The sequence below is a fragment of the Lysinibacillus sp. genome, from assembly GCF_032093475.1.
GTDB lineage: Bacteria > Bacillota > Bacilli > Bacillales_A > Planococcaceae > Lysinibacillus > Lysinibacillus irui.
In genome coordinates this window covers 26310-43502 of record NZ_DAMDAY010000006.1, presented here as the reverse complement: position 1 = coordinate 43502, position 17193 = coordinate 26310, and the positions used below count along the sequence as shown (strand labels likewise).

The 17193-nt window shown below is 36.9% G+C and carries 13 protein-coding genes and 1 riboswitch; of the genes, 9 read left to right on the top strand and 4 right to left on the bottom strand.

Annotated elements, in window-relative coordinates; translation table 11 throughout:
* Positions 1-12 precede the first annotated feature (12 nt).
* A complete protein-coding gene (locus tag RT445_RS02865) occupies positions 13-741 on the top strand; it encodes an amino acid ABC transporter ATP-binding protein (protein ID WP_396631789.1) in 729 nt (242 codons plus the stop codon).
* Between the two features lie 247 nt (positions 742-988).
* Here RT445_RS02865 and RT445_RS02860 read toward each other — a convergent pair whose 3' ends face one another.
* The gene (locus RT445_RS02860) at positions 989-4690 is read right to left on the bottom strand and encodes a S8 family serine peptidase (protein WP_274795067.1); all 3702 of its coding nucleotides are present in this window, start codon (positions 4688-4690) and stop codon (positions 989-991) included.
* 332 nt (positions 4691-5022) lie between these two features.
* Positions 5023-5069, top strand: a riboswitch (PreQ1 riboswitch).
* A 123-nt stretch (positions 5070-5192) separates the two neighbouring features.
* Here RT445_RS02860 and queF point away from each other — a divergent pair.
* The 5 genes from queF to RT445_RS02835 all read left to right on the top strand — a co-directional run bounded on the left by queF (position 5193) and on the right by RT445_RS02835 (position 8239).
* Positions 5193-5693: a preQ(1) synthase gene (queF, locus tag RT445_RS02855; protein ID WP_274795066.1), complete on the top strand. Its 501-nt coding sequence runs from the start codon at positions 5193-5195 to the stop codon at positions 5691-5693.
* Positions 5694-5797: 104 nt separating this feature from the next.
* Positions 5798-6457 carry a 7-cyano-7-deazaguanine synthase QueC gene (gene queC / locus RT445_RS02850; protein WP_312506366.1) on the top strand — a complete coding sequence of 220 codons (660 nt, stop codon included), beginning with the start codon at positions 5798-5800 and terminating at the stop codon, positions 6455-6457.
* Positions 6458-6460: 3 nt separating this feature from the next.
* Positions 6461-6931, top strand: a complete 471-nt coding sequence (gene queD, locus RT445_RS02845; RefSeq protein WP_312506367.1) for a 6-carboxytetrahydropterin synthase QueD — start codon at positions 6461-6463, stop codon at positions 6929-6931.
* Complete coding sequence (queE, locus tag RT445_RS02840) at positions 6924-7652, top strand: 7-carboxy-7-deazaguanine synthase QueE (protein ID WP_312506368.1); 729 nt, start codon at positions 6924-6926, stop codon at positions 7650-7652. Before queD ends, queE begins: the two co-directional genes overlap by 8 nt.
* Positions 7653-7699: 47 nt before the next feature.
* The gene (locus tag RT445_RS02835) at positions 7700-8239 is read left to right on the top strand and encodes a VUT family protein (RefSeq protein ID WP_274795061.1); all 540 of its coding nucleotides are present in this window, start codon (positions 7700-7702) and stop codon (positions 8237-8239) included.
* A 253-nt stretch (positions 8240-8492) separates the two neighbouring features.
* Here the strand turns inward: RT445_RS02835 and RT445_RS02830 are convergent, their stop codons facing one another.
* Entirely contained in the window at positions 8493-10496 is a 2004-nt protein-coding gene (locus RT445_RS02830) for a YhgE/Pip family protein (protein ID WP_313469646.1), read from the bottom strand.
* 120 nt (positions 10497-10616) lie between these two features.
* Here RT445_RS02830 and RT445_RS02825 point away from each other — a divergent pair, with 120 nt between their 5' ends.
* The gene (locus RT445_RS02825; protein ID WP_274795059.1) at positions 10617-11507 is read left to right on the top strand and encodes a LysR family transcriptional regulator; all 891 of its coding nucleotides are present in this window, start codon (positions 10617-10619) and stop codon (positions 11505-11507) included.
* Between the two features lie 98 nt (positions 11508-11605).
* On the opposite strand, the gene RT445_RS02820 is transcribed toward RT445_RS02825, so the two are convergent.
* Complete coding sequence (locus RT445_RS02820; protein ID WP_312506370.1) at positions 11606-12583, bottom strand: tRNA dihydrouridine synthase; 978 nt, start codon at positions 12581-12583, stop codon at positions 11606-11608.
* A gap of 217 nt (positions 12584-12800) precedes the next feature.
* On the opposite strand from RT445_RS02820, the gene RT445_RS02815 reads away from it, so the two are divergent.
* Together RT445_RS02815 and RT445_RS02810 are read left to right on the top strand one after the other, a co-directional pair.
* Positions 12801-14678 (top strand): leucine-rich repeat domain-containing protein, encoded by a 1878-nt coding sequence (locus RT445_RS02815; protein WP_312506371.1) that lies wholly within the window; start codon positions 12801-12803, stop codon positions 14676-14678.
* Between the two features lie 145 nt (positions 14679-14823).
* Positions 14824-15414, top strand: a complete 591-nt coding sequence (locus RT445_RS02810) for a hypothetical protein (RefSeq protein WP_312506372.1) — start codon at positions 14824-14826, stop codon at positions 15412-15414.
* 132 nt (positions 15415-15546) lie between these two features.
* On the opposite strand, the gene RT445_RS02805 is transcribed toward RT445_RS02810, so the two are convergent.
* Entirely contained in the window at positions 15547-17184 is a 1638-nt protein-coding gene (locus RT445_RS02805; protein WP_312506373.1) for a thiamine pyrophosphate-binding protein, read from the bottom strand.
* Between the last annotated feature and the right edge of the window lie 9 nt (positions 17185-17193).

Genomic DNA, 17193 nt, shown 5'->3' with positions numbered 1-17193 from the left:
GACACTAAGGAAATGATTAAAATAAAACAATTGAATAAATCATTCGGAGACTTACATGTATTGAAAAATATCGACATGACAGTCTACGAGAGCGATGTTGTTTGTCTAATAGGATCGAGCGGATCAGGGAAAAGCACCCTCCTTCGCTGTTTGAACTTTTTAGAAAGAAAGGATAACGGCCATATTATAATTGAGGGAAATGAAGTCAATCCACGAACAGATGACCTTAACAAGATTAGAGAAAAGGTAGGTATGGTGTTTCAAAATTTCAACTTATTCCCACACAAAACGGTTCTGGAAAATATTATTGAAGCACCTATTATGGTAAAGGGTGTAGGCAAAGAGAAAGCTATCATCAAAGCAAAACAATTACTGAAAAAAGTAGGTTTGGAAGATAAGTCGGATGTCTATCCTAGTAAGCTATCAGGGGGGCAAAAGCAACGGGTGGCGATTGCTAGAGCACTTGCGATGGAACCAGACATTATGCTTTTTGATGAGCCAACATCGGCACTCGATCCCGAGCTTGTGGGAGAGGTTTTAACAACCATGAAAGACTTGGCTGAAGAAGGTATGACAATGGTTGTTGTAACCCATGAAATGGGATTCGCAAGAGAAGTAGCTGATTGGATTGTGTATATGCATGATGGGAAAATTATTGAACGCGGCACACCTGAACAATTTTTTAACCATCCGAAAGAGGAGAGAACTCGGGAATTTTTAACTGCGACAATGCTTAAATAAAACTAAATGGTCCTGCCTATATGAAAGGAAGGACCTCTTATATTGAAGCACTAAATTGTTAATTTATAGAGGAAAGAAGCATTCTTTATATTAATAACTAAAATTTAGTTAAATCACATCATTAAATTTCTTATAAAGCAGGTACTAAAAAACTGCAATTAGACTAGTTAAGGCGAACCATGGAAATTTAATAGCAAAAAGAGAAATTGCACAGCGCAATTTCTCTTTTTGCTTGAACTAAAATTAATTATAACTCAACCTCGGTAACTTCATTATTATCTTTACCGTTGCCATTACCATTACCATTACCGTTACCGTTGCCATTGCCATTGCCATTACCAGGCTTTTCAACCACCACATCAAATGTTAATGTGTGATCACCATACGTTACTGTAATTGTCGTAGTACCTTGACCTTTTCCTTTTACAGCCCCCGCTTTTACAGAAGCTATTTTATCGTTTGTTACTTCGTAGGTTGCAAGCGTTGTAACATCTTTTTCTGTTGTTTTTCCCTCAAAAGTAGTTACTTCAGTAATCTTAACTGAAACTTCTTTACCTATTCTAGTTTCAACCTTAGCTTGGTCAATTTCTAGTGTTACGATTGGTGTTTCTACAACAGGTGCTTTAACTGTAACATTTATCTTAGCTTCATTATCACCGTATGAAATAGTAATCGTAGTCGTGCCCTCACCTACAGCAGTTACTAATCCATTTGCTACTGTTGCAACATTTTCATCTCCAACCACATAAGTAGCTTTTGAAGTTACATCTTCCTCTGTTGCTTCACCTTCTGGAGGAGTAGATGTCTCTGTTACCGTAAGTTGTGCAGTTTCTCCAACTGTTAGGTTTAGCTCTGTTGGATTGACAGAAAGCGTTACTTTTGGTTCAACTACATCATTTTCATATATTAAGGCTTCACCAACATTCCCGGCAGCGTCTTCAATTTTTACAGATACAGCATTAGTTTCTGCTGTTACTGGGAATGTGAAGCTACCGTCTTGATTTAATTCAAAAGGAACTGGTGCTTGTACTTCGCCATTAATCGTCGAAATATAGGAAGCTTTTAATTTATCATTTAAATTGTAATTTAAACCGTATAAATATAACTCTTCATTGTAGTCGATATATTTATCTGTTACCTGTCCTGTAGCGACACCTTCAGTAACTGAACCAGTAATTTCTGGTTTCGTCGTTTTCACGATAATTGGTCCAACATAATCGGACACTACTCCTGATGCCGCAAGACCAGTAAAGTCAATTGTATAGAGACCATCTGGAATTGTTGTGGCAGGTTCTGGTCCCCATGGTTTGTACTGCCCAGCAATATTCAGCGTATAAGATCCTTTTCCTAGTGCAGTACCTGCGTGAAGATAGCCGATGTAGCCGTCACCATATTCTCCACCTTGAGGATTCATAATATCCCAAAGCTCGATATAGTTAGTTGTTACATCTCCAGTTAATGTAAATGAAAGGACAGCTGAATCTTTCACTCCATCACCGTTGAAGGATAGGTCTGTTTCTGTAATCTTTAAATCTTTAAGTTCAGTTACTGCCTCGCTGCCAAAGTCAGCTGCGAATGGTAATGAAATTTCTGTAGCTCCACCGCTGATGTGAATATACCCTAGTATTTCAGAGCCGTTTGGTGCAGTAGCTTGTGAAGCGGTTAATGTAATATTTAACAATTGCTCACCAACTAGGTTAAATGTTGGCTGGTCGACTGTAACAGTTGCATCACCAAATGTTTTTGTCACATCAATTGATACGTTATAATTACCGCCGTTCCCTTTTATATCTTTTACTAAAACTTGTTTTGTTACGGAAATATCCTGATCTTTAAGTGGTTGTGGACCGAACGTAACTGTACCTTTCAAGTTTTCTGAAACAGCTCCAGTTCCATCTAAAATTGCACTATCCAGTGCATAGGCAAGAATTTCTGGATGCGCTGCAGCATAAGCATTTACACGACCTGCTCCTTGAGAGAACACATCGTATTTTGTTTTATCTAAAACCTTTGCTGTATTAGAAAGCGCCACTTTTATGTCGAACGCGTTCCAATCAGGATTTGCTTGTTTAAGTAATGCAACAATACCTGTAATATGCGGTGTTGCCATAGAAGTTCCTGTTTTACGATCATATGCTTCTGCATAATCTGCATCAGGGAAATCCTTTTTATACATTGGAATCGTTGACATAATGTTTGTTCCAGGTGCACTTACATCTGGTTTAATATCAAAGTTTGGTGTAGATGGTCCACGGGAACTTGAATCGTTTACTTCATCTCCTAGTGTCTGTGTGGAAGTAAATTGACTAAAGCTAACTTTTCCAGTTCCGCCTGCCAATGCAGCTCGAATTGCATCGCCATCCGTTTGGGACATATCAAATGTTGGTAGAAAAGCAAATGAATCACCAAGGAATGTACCTGAAATATTAGGTGCATTTGTTCCACCAGCAAAGTTATGAATAATTGTTGCGACTGCTCCATTTGCCTTTGCGTTCGCAATTTTATCAACAAAGGCGATACTGCCACGAGAGATCAATGCCACTTTACCTTCTACATCGATTCCCTCAAAGTCTTTTACTTCCCCGTTTCCAGGGATAGCAACTAGGTCAAATTCTCCTTGAAGCTGTGTTGCTAAATCCCTTCCAAAAGTTGTTCCCATTAATGGGAGCTGTTTTGTTAAGTTGTAGTCACCAACAGTAACATTCACTTCCCCGTTATACTTTGTTTCAGGATTTGTTGTGTTACCGACAGCAATTCCTAAACGAGCAGTTGCAGGCGTGCCCATTGTTCCGCGATTTGGGCCGGAGTTCCCTGTCGCAATTACTCCGATTGTTCCAGCCATCATTGCATTATTAATAGCAAATGAACCAGCATCCGTTTCAGAGTTAGCTCCCCCACCAAGAGAAAGGTTAATAACGTCCATTTTTTCTGTTACAGCGGTTTCAATTGCTTTAACAATACCAGATGTAGCTCCACTTCCATATGCACCAAGAACACGGTAAGCATAAAGGTCTACTTTTGGAGCAATTCCTTTAATACCAAATTTGTTTGCTCCGATTGCTGCAATGGTTCCAGCAACATGGGTACCGTGAGAAGTATAGAACGAGCTTCCTTTTTCATTAAATTCAGGTGTTCCGGCAGGACGCTCAGAAGGCAATGTTTCCGATGCATCGTCATCTGCTCGAGGCTTCGTGTAAGTTGATGAATTTGGAATAAAGTTTTTCCCCCCCTTGTAAATTCCAGCGAATTCAGGGTGATCTGCGTCAATACCAGTATCTAATACTGCTACTTTTATTCCTTGTCCTTCAATTCCTTCATTCCACAGCTGTTCGATCCCAAGGAAAGAAATACTTGTGTTCATTTGGGCCTCTAATTGATCTTCCTTAATAAGTTCCGATGATTTCATTGTATTATCTTCTGATGCGTAAACAATTGCATCAGGTTCGATTAATGTAATTCCTTCTATTGAAAGCAGTTTCGGGAGATCATTTGCTTTCACTGTTGCCGCAAAACCGTTTAAAACAGTATCAAATGTGTAGCCTTGAGTCATTTGAACATTTTTAGTAGCTAACTCTTTTTTTACTTTTGCTTGTTGAGCTTTTACATTTGAACGTACTTCATTTGCTCGCGCATTAGAGAACTTTTGGCCTTTCACCTGGCTCATTCCTTGCTCTAGTGCCACAGGCGTTTCAGATAAATGTACGATGACTGCAACTTCTTGATTGCCTGATACATTTTGTAAGCTTTCGTGAAGAGTTGGACCATCTTTAGACAAGCTTAGCTGTTCAGCGATGGCCGCCTTAAGTTGAAGTATACTTTCACTTTGACTATCCTGTTTAAATGGTTTAGATTCTTCAGCACTAGCGCTCGATAATGGAACCAATAGAAAAAGCACCATAACGAAAGCTATAATACTACTTAAAAACTTCATAAACGTAAACTTTTTCAAAACCCATTTCTCCCTCCACATTTAATTATCACACTAAACAGAAAAGTGTGATAATTCCAATTTATCACAGGAGTAGTAATTCGAATATCGGAATATTTGAATATACCAAAATATTGATAATAAGTATTAGTTTATCAATTATATTTTAATTCTATTTTCCTAGTAATGTAATTAAAAAATAGAACTTTAAAATGAGAAAGGACTTACAGAAATATATTCATTTTGTCAATATAATTAGTAAAGCACAAATAAGAAAGATTTTTTTAAAATCTATTTGACGTTCTGTATTATTTTTTGTACGATATGGAAGAAAAGAATGTGCCCGGACTTGTACGGGAGAGGTTCATAGCTGATACCCTCTATAAAAAACTATGGAAACATGACATTATGCCATGTCCATATCGGACGTGGCTTTTTTATGTTTTTACTTATGTTTTAATAGAATGATTGGTAATGCCTCTCTTGAAAAGTGTTGGGAAACATTTTACAAGGAGGTTTTTTTATGTCTGGTCGAAGTCATGAAGAAGGACTAAAGGATTTAACATTGTTGGGTAACCAAGGTACACAATATTCATATGATTATGCACCTGAAGTTTTGGAGGCAGTAGATAATCTTCATTCCAATCGAGATTATTTCGTTAAGTTTAATTGTCCAGAGTTCACTAGTTTATGTCCGCTTACACATCAGCCTGATTTTGCAACGATGTATATCTCGTATATCCCTGATAAAAAAATTGTTGAGAGTAAATCACTAAAATTGTATTTATTCAGTTTTAGAAATCACGGAGATTTCCATGAGGATTGCGTTAATATCATTATGAATGATTTAATTACATTACTTGACCCAAGATATATAGAGGTTTGGGGGAAATTTACTCCACGAGGTGGTATCTCGATTGATCCATGGTGTAACTATGGGAAGCCAGGAACTAAATACGAAGAAATAGCCAATTATCGTTTAATGAACCACGATCTTAACCCAGAAAAAATTGATAATCGATAAGTGAAGCAAGAAAGAGGTTTTTAGCTACCCTCTTAAAAAAACTAAGAAGAAAGCAGCACTTTTTCTTAGAGTGCTGTTTTTTCGATATAAGGGAGTCTTTATGGATGAAGAAGGAAAAAGCGATTGTTGTATTTAGTGGAGGTCAGGACAGCACAACATGTTTGTTCTGGGCAAAAGAACGTTTTAAAGAGATTGAGGCAGTAACTTTTGATTATGGTCAAAGGCATCGTCTGGAAATTGAATGTGCGAAGGTGATAACAGAGGAGCTTGGTGTCAAGCATCACATTCTGGATATGTCACTCCTGAATCAGCTTGCCCCGAATGCATTGACACGACAAGATATAGAGGTGAAGGACGGAGAAAATGGTGAGCTTCCATCAACTTTTGTGCCTGGTCGAAATCTACTTTTTCTTTCATTTGCTGGCATCTTAGCGAGCCAAGTGGGAGCAAAGCATATTGTAACGGGTGTGTGTGAAACAGACTTTAGCGGATATCCGGATTGCCGAGATATTTTTATTAAATCCTTGAATGTAACGTTAAATTTATCTATGAATGATTCTTTTGTCATTGATACACCGTTGATGTGGCTGAATAAGGCACAGACTTGGGAGCTTGCTGATCAGCTTGGGGCGCTTGAGTTTGTTCGAGAAAGAACGTTAACTTGCTATAACGGTGTCATAGCAGATGGCTGTGGTGAATGCCCAGCGTGTAACCTGCGAAAAAAAGGGCTTGATGAGTATTTGAGTTATAGGAAGGAGTTTTAAGACATGTCAGATTATAAAATCGTCGAGAGGCTCCAAAAAATAGATGAGGATATTCAAAGAAATCAATTGAAATACCATGCAAAGCGTGTTCTCGTAAGCAAAGAATTTACCTTCGATGCTGCTCATCATTTACATCATTATGAGGGGAAATGTAAAAATCTGCACGGTCATACCTATCGTGTCATATTAGGACTGAGTGGCTACACAGATGAACGTGGTTTGATGATTGATTTTGGCGATATAAAAGAGATATGGAAACAAAAAATAGAGATTCATTTGGATCACCGTTATTTAAATGAAACACTTCCACCTATGAATACGACGGCAGAGAACATTGTTGTTTGGATTTACGAAAAGCTGACTGAGGCCTTGCTTGATGAAGGATATAACGGTGCGTGTGTAGAGTTTATCAGGCTTTACGAAACTCCTACAAGCTATGCAGAAGCAAGACGGGAGTGGATGGAAGTTGAGTAAAGTACCTATTATCGAAATTTTTGGACCAACAATTCAAGGTGAGGGAATGGTAGTTGGCCAGAAGACGATGTTTGTAAGAACTGCAGGTTGTGATTATTCTTGTTCCTGGTGTGATTCATCATTTACGTGGGATGGTAGCGGAAAGCATCTTATTGTCCAAATGACAGCAGAAGAGATTTGGTCTGAATTAAAACGTCTTGGTGGCAGTGGATTTTCATTTGTTACGATTTCGGGCGGTAATCCTGCACTCTATCCAAATTTGCAAGAGCTCATTGCGATTTTAAAAGAAAACAACATAAAGGTTAGTGTGGAAACGCAAGGAAGTAGATGGCAAAAATGGATGTATGAGATTGATGAGCTGACAATTTCACCAAAGCCACCTAGTTCTGGAATGACTACGGACTATTCGATGCTCTCAAATATCTTCGAAAAACTTAAAAATCGAAACAGTAATCACCATACATCCCTCAAAATAGTCGTTTTTAATCAAGAGGATTACGACTATGCTAAACAAATTCATCATCGTTATCCAACGATTCCTTTTTATCTCCAAGTTGGTAACGATGATCTTACGTCGATTGATAATTCACGAATAGCTATCCATTTATTAGATAAATATCATGAGCTCATTGATCGAGTAATAAAGGATGAAGAATTAAGAGATGTCAAAGTACTACCACAGTTACATGCTCTTGTTTGGGGGAATAAAAGAGGTGTATAGGGGTGCCATTACAATAATGTCTTGAAATTGATTTGAGGAGTAATAGGATGAGAATACTATTTTATTTATTATCTATTGTCGTTGCTAATGTGGTAACGGCAGCATTTGCGCCGTTACATTTTGGTATGTTTATCGTGCCAATGGGGACGCTTTTAATTGGAGCGACTTTTATTTTTCGCGATCTTGTGCAAAATAAATATGGTAGAGCAAAGACATATATAGTTATTATTACAGCTTTAATTTTATCAGCAGTAGTGTCATTCCTTCTAGGGGATACACTTTTGATTGTGGTAGCGTCAGCCCTATCATTTGTTGTCGCTGAAACGGCTGATACAGAAATTTATAGTCGATTGAAATTACCAATGGCATGGCGTGTGCTCTACAGTGGAATTGTTGGAGGATTTCTGGATTCTGCTATTTTCGTAGTAATCGGCTTGAGTCCATTGGGGGCTAATATGTTGCCTTGGGAAGCGGTGCCTGCCGCCATTTTTGGACAAATTATTGTGAAAACGATTATTCAAATGTTCGGTGCACTAATTTTAGGCCAAGTTGGTGCAATGAAAGAAAAACGTCTTATTTCAGGATAATTTTTGAAATATGATGAAGAGAGCTTTTCTGTAAAAGAAGTGTTTCAACAACATGGCTTTAGATGAAGTAATGCATTTCCTTTTCTATATTTTTTAAGAAATATAGTCTTATACTAGTTGCGTGGGACCATAACTTAAGCAACAGAAATTATAAAAAAGTACCAGTCCTCATGGGCTGGTACTTTTTATTCAAAGTTTAAAGATACTATTTTTATTTTATCTAGCAAGTTCAACAAGTATTATTCTCGAATTATTACTTTACCATTTCTAAGGCTGCTGGTTCTTTATGCTGTATATGACTTGAAGTCCAGCCGATGATGAAAGCGAGTAAAAGGTAAATAAGTAATATACATGCTTGTGTGATTAAGTTTGACCAGCCACCGAGAGAAACAACCTCCTGGAAGCTTTTCAATGAGTGGGCCATCGGTAAAAACCCTCCAACCCTAGCTAACATTGGATTTTCAAGTTCTCCTGGGAAAGTTCCGCCACAGGTTGCTAGTTGAAATACTAAGAGAGTGACAGCTAGTAATTTACCAAGATTCCCTAAGAGAATAATAAGCATCAGGATGAAGGTCATGAAAGTAAATGACACGATAATACTTGATAGGATAAATAACGGTACACTTGCTACTGCTAATTTAAATCCTAAAAGTACGACCAGGTCCACGATAAGTGTCTGAATTATTCCTATTATATAAACTAATCCTAGTTTATTAATAAAGTGAACTGTTCCAGTTACTTTTAGACGTTCTCTACGTCCTAAAGGTAGGATGTTGGCTGCCATAATGCCTCCTACAAAGAAAGCAAGTGATAAGAAGTAAGGAGCAATGCCAGTCCCGTAATTCGGAACTTTGGATAAATGGGATTCTACCAATTCAATTGGTTGTGCAAACATTGTTGAGGTAGAGTCATTGTATTGAAGATTAGACGTTTTTTCTGCAGCTTCATTTAGCTTTGCTGATAATTCATTTGAGCCAATTGCTAGAGAAGAAAGCCCGTCTTGTAGGTCCGCTAATCCGCTTGATTCATGACTGATTCCGTTTGCGAGAGTTGTAATGCCAGTGTTAAGTGTTGTATAGCCTGTCATCCATTTTGTAAACCCACTAGCAAATGCATTCGTACCCTCTTGTAACTGTTTTGCTCCTTCAGTAGTCTGAGTAATGTTAGCACCTAACGTTTCCATCCCAGTTTGAAGCGAAGCCTGTGCAGTAGTAATTTTTTTTGCAGCTATTTCTATCTGATCTTGGTCAGATTTTAAAGTAGTTTCTGTCGTAGATAATTTTTTAGATAAAGCAATAATTTGTTGGAGTTTCCCATCCTGATTTGCTTCAGGATGTTCTTTTACATATTGAGTTATTTGTTCCTCCAAATTCTTAGCGGTGATAGCTGCTTGTTCTTGTCCCTGAGCTAACTTTGTATTTCCAATAGACCAGTTAGTAATGCTTTGGCTTACTTGATTCATTCCCGATTGTAGAGAATGTTCACCATCCGTAAGCTGATGTAACCCCTTATATAAGGAATTAGAGCCGGTTGTAAGTTCATTTACACCAGAAGATAAGCTCTTTTGGCCAGCTGAAAGTTCCGTGCTCCCTGTTTTAAGTTTTTGTGCCCCTTCATCTAAACTTTGAATACCTTCTGTTAACCTTCTACTTCCGTTTTGTGCATCAACAGTGCCGTTATAAAGTTTCTGTGCTCCAGTTCCTGCATCCATGAAGCCAGCTGAAACGTCCTTGAATTTAGTTAGAATTGTTTCAGAATAGATCTTCGTGACATTGGCATTGATTTTTGTATTCATTTTTTCAACAGCCGTTGTAGTAATTTGTGAGGCTACATAGTTTTTCCCTGGATTGACTTCATATAAAAGTTTAGCTGGTTTTGGTGTTTTATCCATGACCGTTGTTATGTTTTTAGAAAAATTCTTTGGAATTTTAATAATCATATAATAGTCGCCAGCTTCAAGTCCCTTTTTGGCGGTCTTGGCAGAGACAAATTGAAAATTTAACTCTTTGCCTTTTTTTAATTGAGCAACAAAATCATTTCCGATATGAATGGCTTTATTATTGATAGTAGCGCCTTCATCAAGATTGACAACTGCTACGGGAAGTTTATCTAATTGTCCATATGGATCCCAATAGCCAGCTAAAAAGAATCCTACGTAAATTAAAGGAACAAGTGTAAGAAAAATTAAAGCAATGCGTCCATGCTTATGTTTCCAAATGGCCACTAAGTCTTGTAATACTAATTGTAATCCTTTCATGAAATATCCTACCTTTCTTTATGCAAAAGATTATTTCATCTTAATCTAATATGTTGATGTTGTATAATACATAAAAGGTTATGCATAATAGATTTGAGTCTATGATAAAGGGGAGTCTGCATGGAACTTTTGCAATTAAAATACTTTCAAACAGTTGCTCGGCTGGAACATATGACGAAGGCAGCAGAACAACTTCAAATTGCCCAGCCATCCCTTAGTAAAACGATTTCTCGTTTAGAGGAAGATTTAGGAGTGGAATTGTTTGATCGGGAACATCGGAAAATAAGTCTGAATGCAGCTGGAAAAGTTTTTTTAAATCGTGTGGATCGAGCTTTTGCAGAATTGAATGAGGGTCAAAGAGAACTTAATCAATTTATCGATCAAGATCAAAAGAGTATTACATTAGCAGTTACCATTCCAAGAGTGTTACCTTCATTATTAGGTTCTTTTTTATCGAAACATCCCGATGTTCGTTTTCAACAATTTCTAAAATCTGTTTCTTCTATGAAGAAAATGCTATTAGAAGGGGATTTAGATTATTGTATTTCTTCAATTCCAATTGAAGGAGAGGGCGTAAGATGGGAGCCACTCATTACGGAAGAAATATTTTTGATTGTACCACCTAATCATCAGCTAGCAGAGAGGGAAAGTATCCGGCTTGAAGAAGTGAAGGATGAAGCATTTATTAGCATGAATACAGGGTATGGATTCCGAAACTTAACTGACCAGTTTTGCCGGGAAGCAGGATTTGTTCAACATATTGCTTTTGAGGGGGACGAACCTACCGTTATTTCAGACTTAGTTAGGCAAGGATTAGGTGTAGCTTTCGTTTCTGAATTATCATGGGTACCTAAATCAGGACAGTTTCCGCATAAGCTTCGAATAGTTGAACCAACTTGTCAACGAACAATTGGATTAGCCTGGTCCGAAAAGCGCTACTTCACACCAATTGCAAAGCAATTTCGCTTATTTGTTTTAGACTATTTTCTATCAATTTCTCAAAGTAAATAAAATGACCAATCTTTATAGTCATAGTTAAGAATATACGTTTACAAGTAAAGCAAATATAAAGGAGATTGGCATTGCCAGTCTCCTTTAATGTGGTCGATCTACTCCGTTAATACATTGGCAGTATAGGCAGCTAATAGTTCACGTACTTCCTCAGTCGAATGGGCATTTAGTAATTGAACTCTTAATTGACTAGCCCCTTTGAAGCCACGTACATATATTTTAAAGAAGCGTTGTAATGCTTTAAATGAGCGCGTTTCAAATTCTTTAGAGTAATGATCATGGAGATCCAGGTGAAGGGATAGCAAGCTAAGGTATTCTTTAGCACTATGCTCTGTCGGCTCCTTTTCAAAGGCAAACGGGTTTGAAAACACACCTCTGCCTATCATTACACCATCGACACCGTATTGCTCAACTAGCTTTTGGCCTGTTGAACGATCTGGAATATCTCCGTTGATCGTCAGCAATGTTTTAGGAGCAACTTCATCTCGCAGTTTTTTGATATCTGCAATTAATTCCCAATGGGCTGCGACTTTGCTCATTTCTTCTCGTGTACGAAGATGAATAGAAAGATTGGCGATATCCTGTTTCAGTATATGAGTGAGCCAATCACGCCACTCGGCTACATTTGTAAAGCCAAGTCTCGTTTTTACACTTACAGGTAAGCCTCCTACCTTTGCGGCTTGAATGATTTCAGAGGCACGTTCAGGATGAAGAATTAAGCCGGCTCCTTTGCCTCTTTCAGCCACATTATCGACAGGGCACCCCATATTAATATCGATACCTTTAAAGCCTAGTTCCTTCATTCCAATACTCATTTGACGGAAATGTTCAGGGTTGTCTCCCCAAATATGTGCGACAATCGGCTGCTCATCTTCTGTGAATGCTAAACGGTTACGTACATTGTCCATACCATCTGGATGACAATAGCTCGTTGTATTGGTGAATTCCGTAAAAAATACATCGGGCCGTCCAGCCTCACTAATGACATGACGAAAAACGACATCTGTCACATCCTCCATTGGAGCTAAAATGAAAAATGGCCGTGGTAAATCAAGCCAGAAATTATTTTGATTCATTGATGAATATCCTCTCTTTCCAAAATACTACCTTGCAAAAAGATATCATATTTACTTTATTTCTACATAATTAATGCTTCTGCAATTAGTGGGAGATTAAATGTAGTACCCCGCTGCAATTTATGATGGAGAATAATTAGTATTTCAAAGAAATATTGACATTTATTTTTCGGGCAACTAAGCTTAATTGAAAATAGAGCTGGGAAGGGGACTGCCAGTGGAATTGATTAAATTAAATTGTCCAAATTGTGATGGGAAAATTGAATACAAAGAAGGGCAATCACTCAAATGTCCTTATTGCGATACTGAAATAATGTTGAAAGAGAATAAGGTATATTATGTAGATCAAACCATTCATAATTATTACGGAACACCTTCTCCTAGTACGATGCCACGCCCAAAATCAAATCTAAAGGTGCTTCTTATTGTGCCGATTATAATCCTTTGTGCATTTTTTGGTTATTTTCTTTTGGGTAGCAATCATACAGAATACGGCAATCAAGAGCAAATCCCAGTTCGAACAATGCCTGAAAGCGAAGTGTTATTATTCTTTTTAAAAGATATTTTTGAAAAAGGTGAAGTATTGCCCACTCAAGAAGAAATCGCAAGCATTCGTTATTTGGCCGCCTATTATTCTGACGATCAATGGCATTTTGATTACAGTCTCGACGATCCATTTACAAATAAAAACGCCAAGATTTCCACTTATATTATGATGGATAAGTTATTGAATACACAAAAAATCGAACAGAAAGATTTTGAAGCCTTTACAGGACTGGCTGTCTTAAAGCTTATGAATGATTATGAAATCTCACAGAGTGAAAATGTAAGCTTCCTACATCTGAAAAACTTAAAGAGCTATACAGGTAGCTTTAATGAATCATTTAGTAAAATTGCGGAATATTTTAGCGATAAATCTAATGTTATAGAGCTCTCAATTCAAATACGAAGTAATAATGAGCTTGCTTTATTATTAGAGTTTCCTAATCTTCAATCACTTGAAATTTCTTATATGACTGAAGAGGTTACAGATTTCCAGCTACTAAATAAATTACCACTAAAATCGCTGTCATTAAAATCTACCAACGATTTAAAGTGGTTGTCTACACTCACTAATTTAGAATCGTTAGCAATAGAAATTAGTGAGGCGACAGATTTTAACTCATTTTATTCATTGAATCAATTACAAGAATTGAAACTCTCATCAGTAAGAAATTTAAAAACGCTTGATTTTATAGATAATATGCCTAACCTACAATCACTTGATCTTGAATATATGAACATTACGAATTTAGAAAAACTTAGAAATAAATCATCTTTGACAAAGCTGCGTTTATCTTCTCCAGGACAATTAGAATTGCTTGATATTGTGAACAGTCTATCATCACTGACTGAGTTATCGGTAACTGGTTATTATGGAGATACGTCAACAATTGTAGTGCCCCATTTGAAAAAGGCCGAACTTCCAGGTTCTTTTATAGAAAAGTTAGAGGCGCCAGCTTTAAAAGATTTGACGGTTTATATAAGTGGGGGAGCAGGAGTGTCCTTTGATGGATCAGAATTACTAAAATACCCACAGCTAGAACAACTTACAGCAAGAGAATATGGTGATTTTACAGGTATTCGTTCTTTCAATCAACTACCGAATCTGCATACACTTAACTTTAATGAGACAGCGTTTTTTCAAGAAACAAGTGAATTATTCAATTTACAGCATGTAAAAACCTTAAATTGTTATAAATGTAGTCTTCAATTAAATAGTACGCAACCATTCACGAATAATGTGTTGGAGCATTTAACCTTGAATGATGTAACGAGTCGAATAGGTAATGGTGATTGGGTACAAGATGTTGAGAAGGTCATACCTTACTTTGTAGACTTTTCAGCTCTCCGTTCATTCACGTTACAAGATAGTTCCTTACAATCGTTAAATATTATGAAAAACTGGCAACAAATTGAGGTTCTTCATCTGGAAAACAACGCTATATCAAATGTAGAGCCTTTAGTGAATCTACCTAATTTGAAAAAGCTTTATATTTTAGGAAATCAGGTGCAAAATAAGTCTGTTCTAGACAAAGAAATTGAGATTTATTGAGGGTAATGAACCTTTAGTTGCTATAGAATTTATACATTAAAGGCCTGGTCTTTCGTAATTGTTAGATTTAAAATTGTGCGAGAAGCAAGAGAATTTACCTCTTGCTTCTTTAGTAGTGTTATAGTTTTTATGGGAGGGTTGAATGATGAAAAAGGCAGAAAAGATGGATCAGCATTTAAATTCTCATGGAAGAAAAATGAGTAGTTCTGAGATTTTTCATGTTGTTGATTTAATTTTTGGTATTAATTTAGATAAAGCACCTATTCTATCTAAAAAGTTAAAAGAGACGTCTTTATCTTCAGGGAGAGGGGTAATAGATTACCATCTACATCAATACAATGGGGCAATAACAGGGGCAAAGATACGCAAAATAATAAATGAAATTTTTGGTGTTAATTTAGAAGCAATATCCTCATTAGAAGGATCACGACTTTCGTTATATTCAAAAGATCAGTGGATTGTTCAACATGAAAAAGACTTATTTGTAGTACACACTGGTGCAGGAGATGTGGATGTGAAGGTCTTTCCTACAAAGTATTTCACTGAACACACAGGATTAGAAGAGCTCCCAGCTGACTTACAAGATGCTCTCACAGGTTTAGGGTATTACTACAATGAAAAAATGGCCAGCTATTATTTCTCAAACCCCTCAGGTGAAGCAGTTTCAGATGCTTTTAAAGGACAAACAATAGGGGCTATACTTGGAGTTATTCGACATTCATTTTCTAATTTGTAAACAATTCGTTAGGTTTAGAGTCGGGAACTTATAATACATAAACAGTTTATAGTAAGATCAAAAAAATCATTTAGAGGGGAGAGATTCTCCCCATCTATATGATCTTTTTATAGTTATGATGCTTTAACGGTTCTATTTCCCAAAAGACGATAAAAATTTAACTCGGTCTCCCATAGGAGGTGTGTTATGATCTGTTAAAACTACTTCCAATACAGCTGGTCCATTTAAATTCATTAAGTTATTAATCATATCGTTAGTAATATCTTGTAGTCCAGTTACTTGGAAACTCGGTATATCCATCGCTGAAGCCATAGCACTTATATTAATTGGATTTTGCTCAAAGGATGGATGAGTACGTTGAAACTGTAAAGCATGTCCATGATATACCATGCCTAATCGAGCATTATTCATGACAATAAATAAAATCGGTAAATTATACTCTTTCGCTGTTAATATTTCCATTCCATGCATGAAGAAACAACCATCACCAGTGATACATACAACAGGACGTTCAGGTTCAGCTAATTTCGAACCAATAGCAGATCCAATCCCACTTCCCATTGCGCCAAAATGAACATTTATATTAAAAGTATCATAATCTAAAACTTTCATATGATGAATGACATAGGACATAAACTCTCCGATATCGATAGTATACCTTGTAGATGCTGGTAAATATTTTTGAATATTTAACAGAACATTTTTCGTGTTATATTCCTCTGCATTTTCAAGAATTTCTTTATTTTCTTTAATCTCAAGGGAAGTTCTTGTTAAACCTTTCGCTCTTAATTCTTCAATAAGTAATAATAAACTTAGATTGATATCACCTAGCACGGGCATATTAATCTCGTATTTTCGATTGAAGACGGATTGGTCAAAGTCCATCTGTATAGAAAAGCGGTTTTTTGTAAGATTTAAATTGTAGTTATTTGTTGCTGTTTCACCTAAACTTGAACCTACAATTAATAATACTTGTCCATCTCCTTCAGCTATCAATTCTGAAGCGGCTTCGTGACCAGCAAAACCGAAAACGCCAACGAGGAGAGGATGATCCTCTGGAATGTACCCTTTGGCTTGTGGTGTTGTAATAATAGGCCAATTAAGAATTTCTGCTAATTCTAATAATGATTCAACAGAATTTCTTACCCCTTGTCCTACCAAAATATAACCATTTTTTCTTTGTATTAGCTGTTCGGCTACATTTTTAATGGTATCTATTTCAGGAACCATGGCTGTTCTTTTTGGTGAAGCTGGTATTTCTACGTTTTCAACTGTTTCATGTTGAACATCTATTGGTATAGCAATATGTACCGGACCAGGAACTCCCGATATAGCAATTTCGGAGGCTTTTACTATTTCCTTTAATAAATCCTTTGATTCTTTAACAGTTACACTATACTTGGTAACTGATTGGAAAATCGGTTGCGCATCCAATTCCTGAGAGGCATTTAGACCAATTGTATTAACAGGAACAGCACCGGTTAAAAATAAAACCGGCAAATGCTCTCGCATGGCATTTGCGGCACCTGTTACAAGATTTGTCCCCCCTGGACCACTACAGCCAATACATACACTTAGATGATTTGTATACTTTGCGTAAGCAGCAGCCATATATGATGCTGCTCCTTCATGCTTTGTGACAATCGGTGTTAATTCCTTCATATCATAGAGTTCATCAAAAAATGCATTGACTGAACCTGCTGGAATACCAAAAATATATTGCACACCGCTATTTTTTAAATACTCTAAGACCGTACGAGCTGCTTTCATTTTAAATCT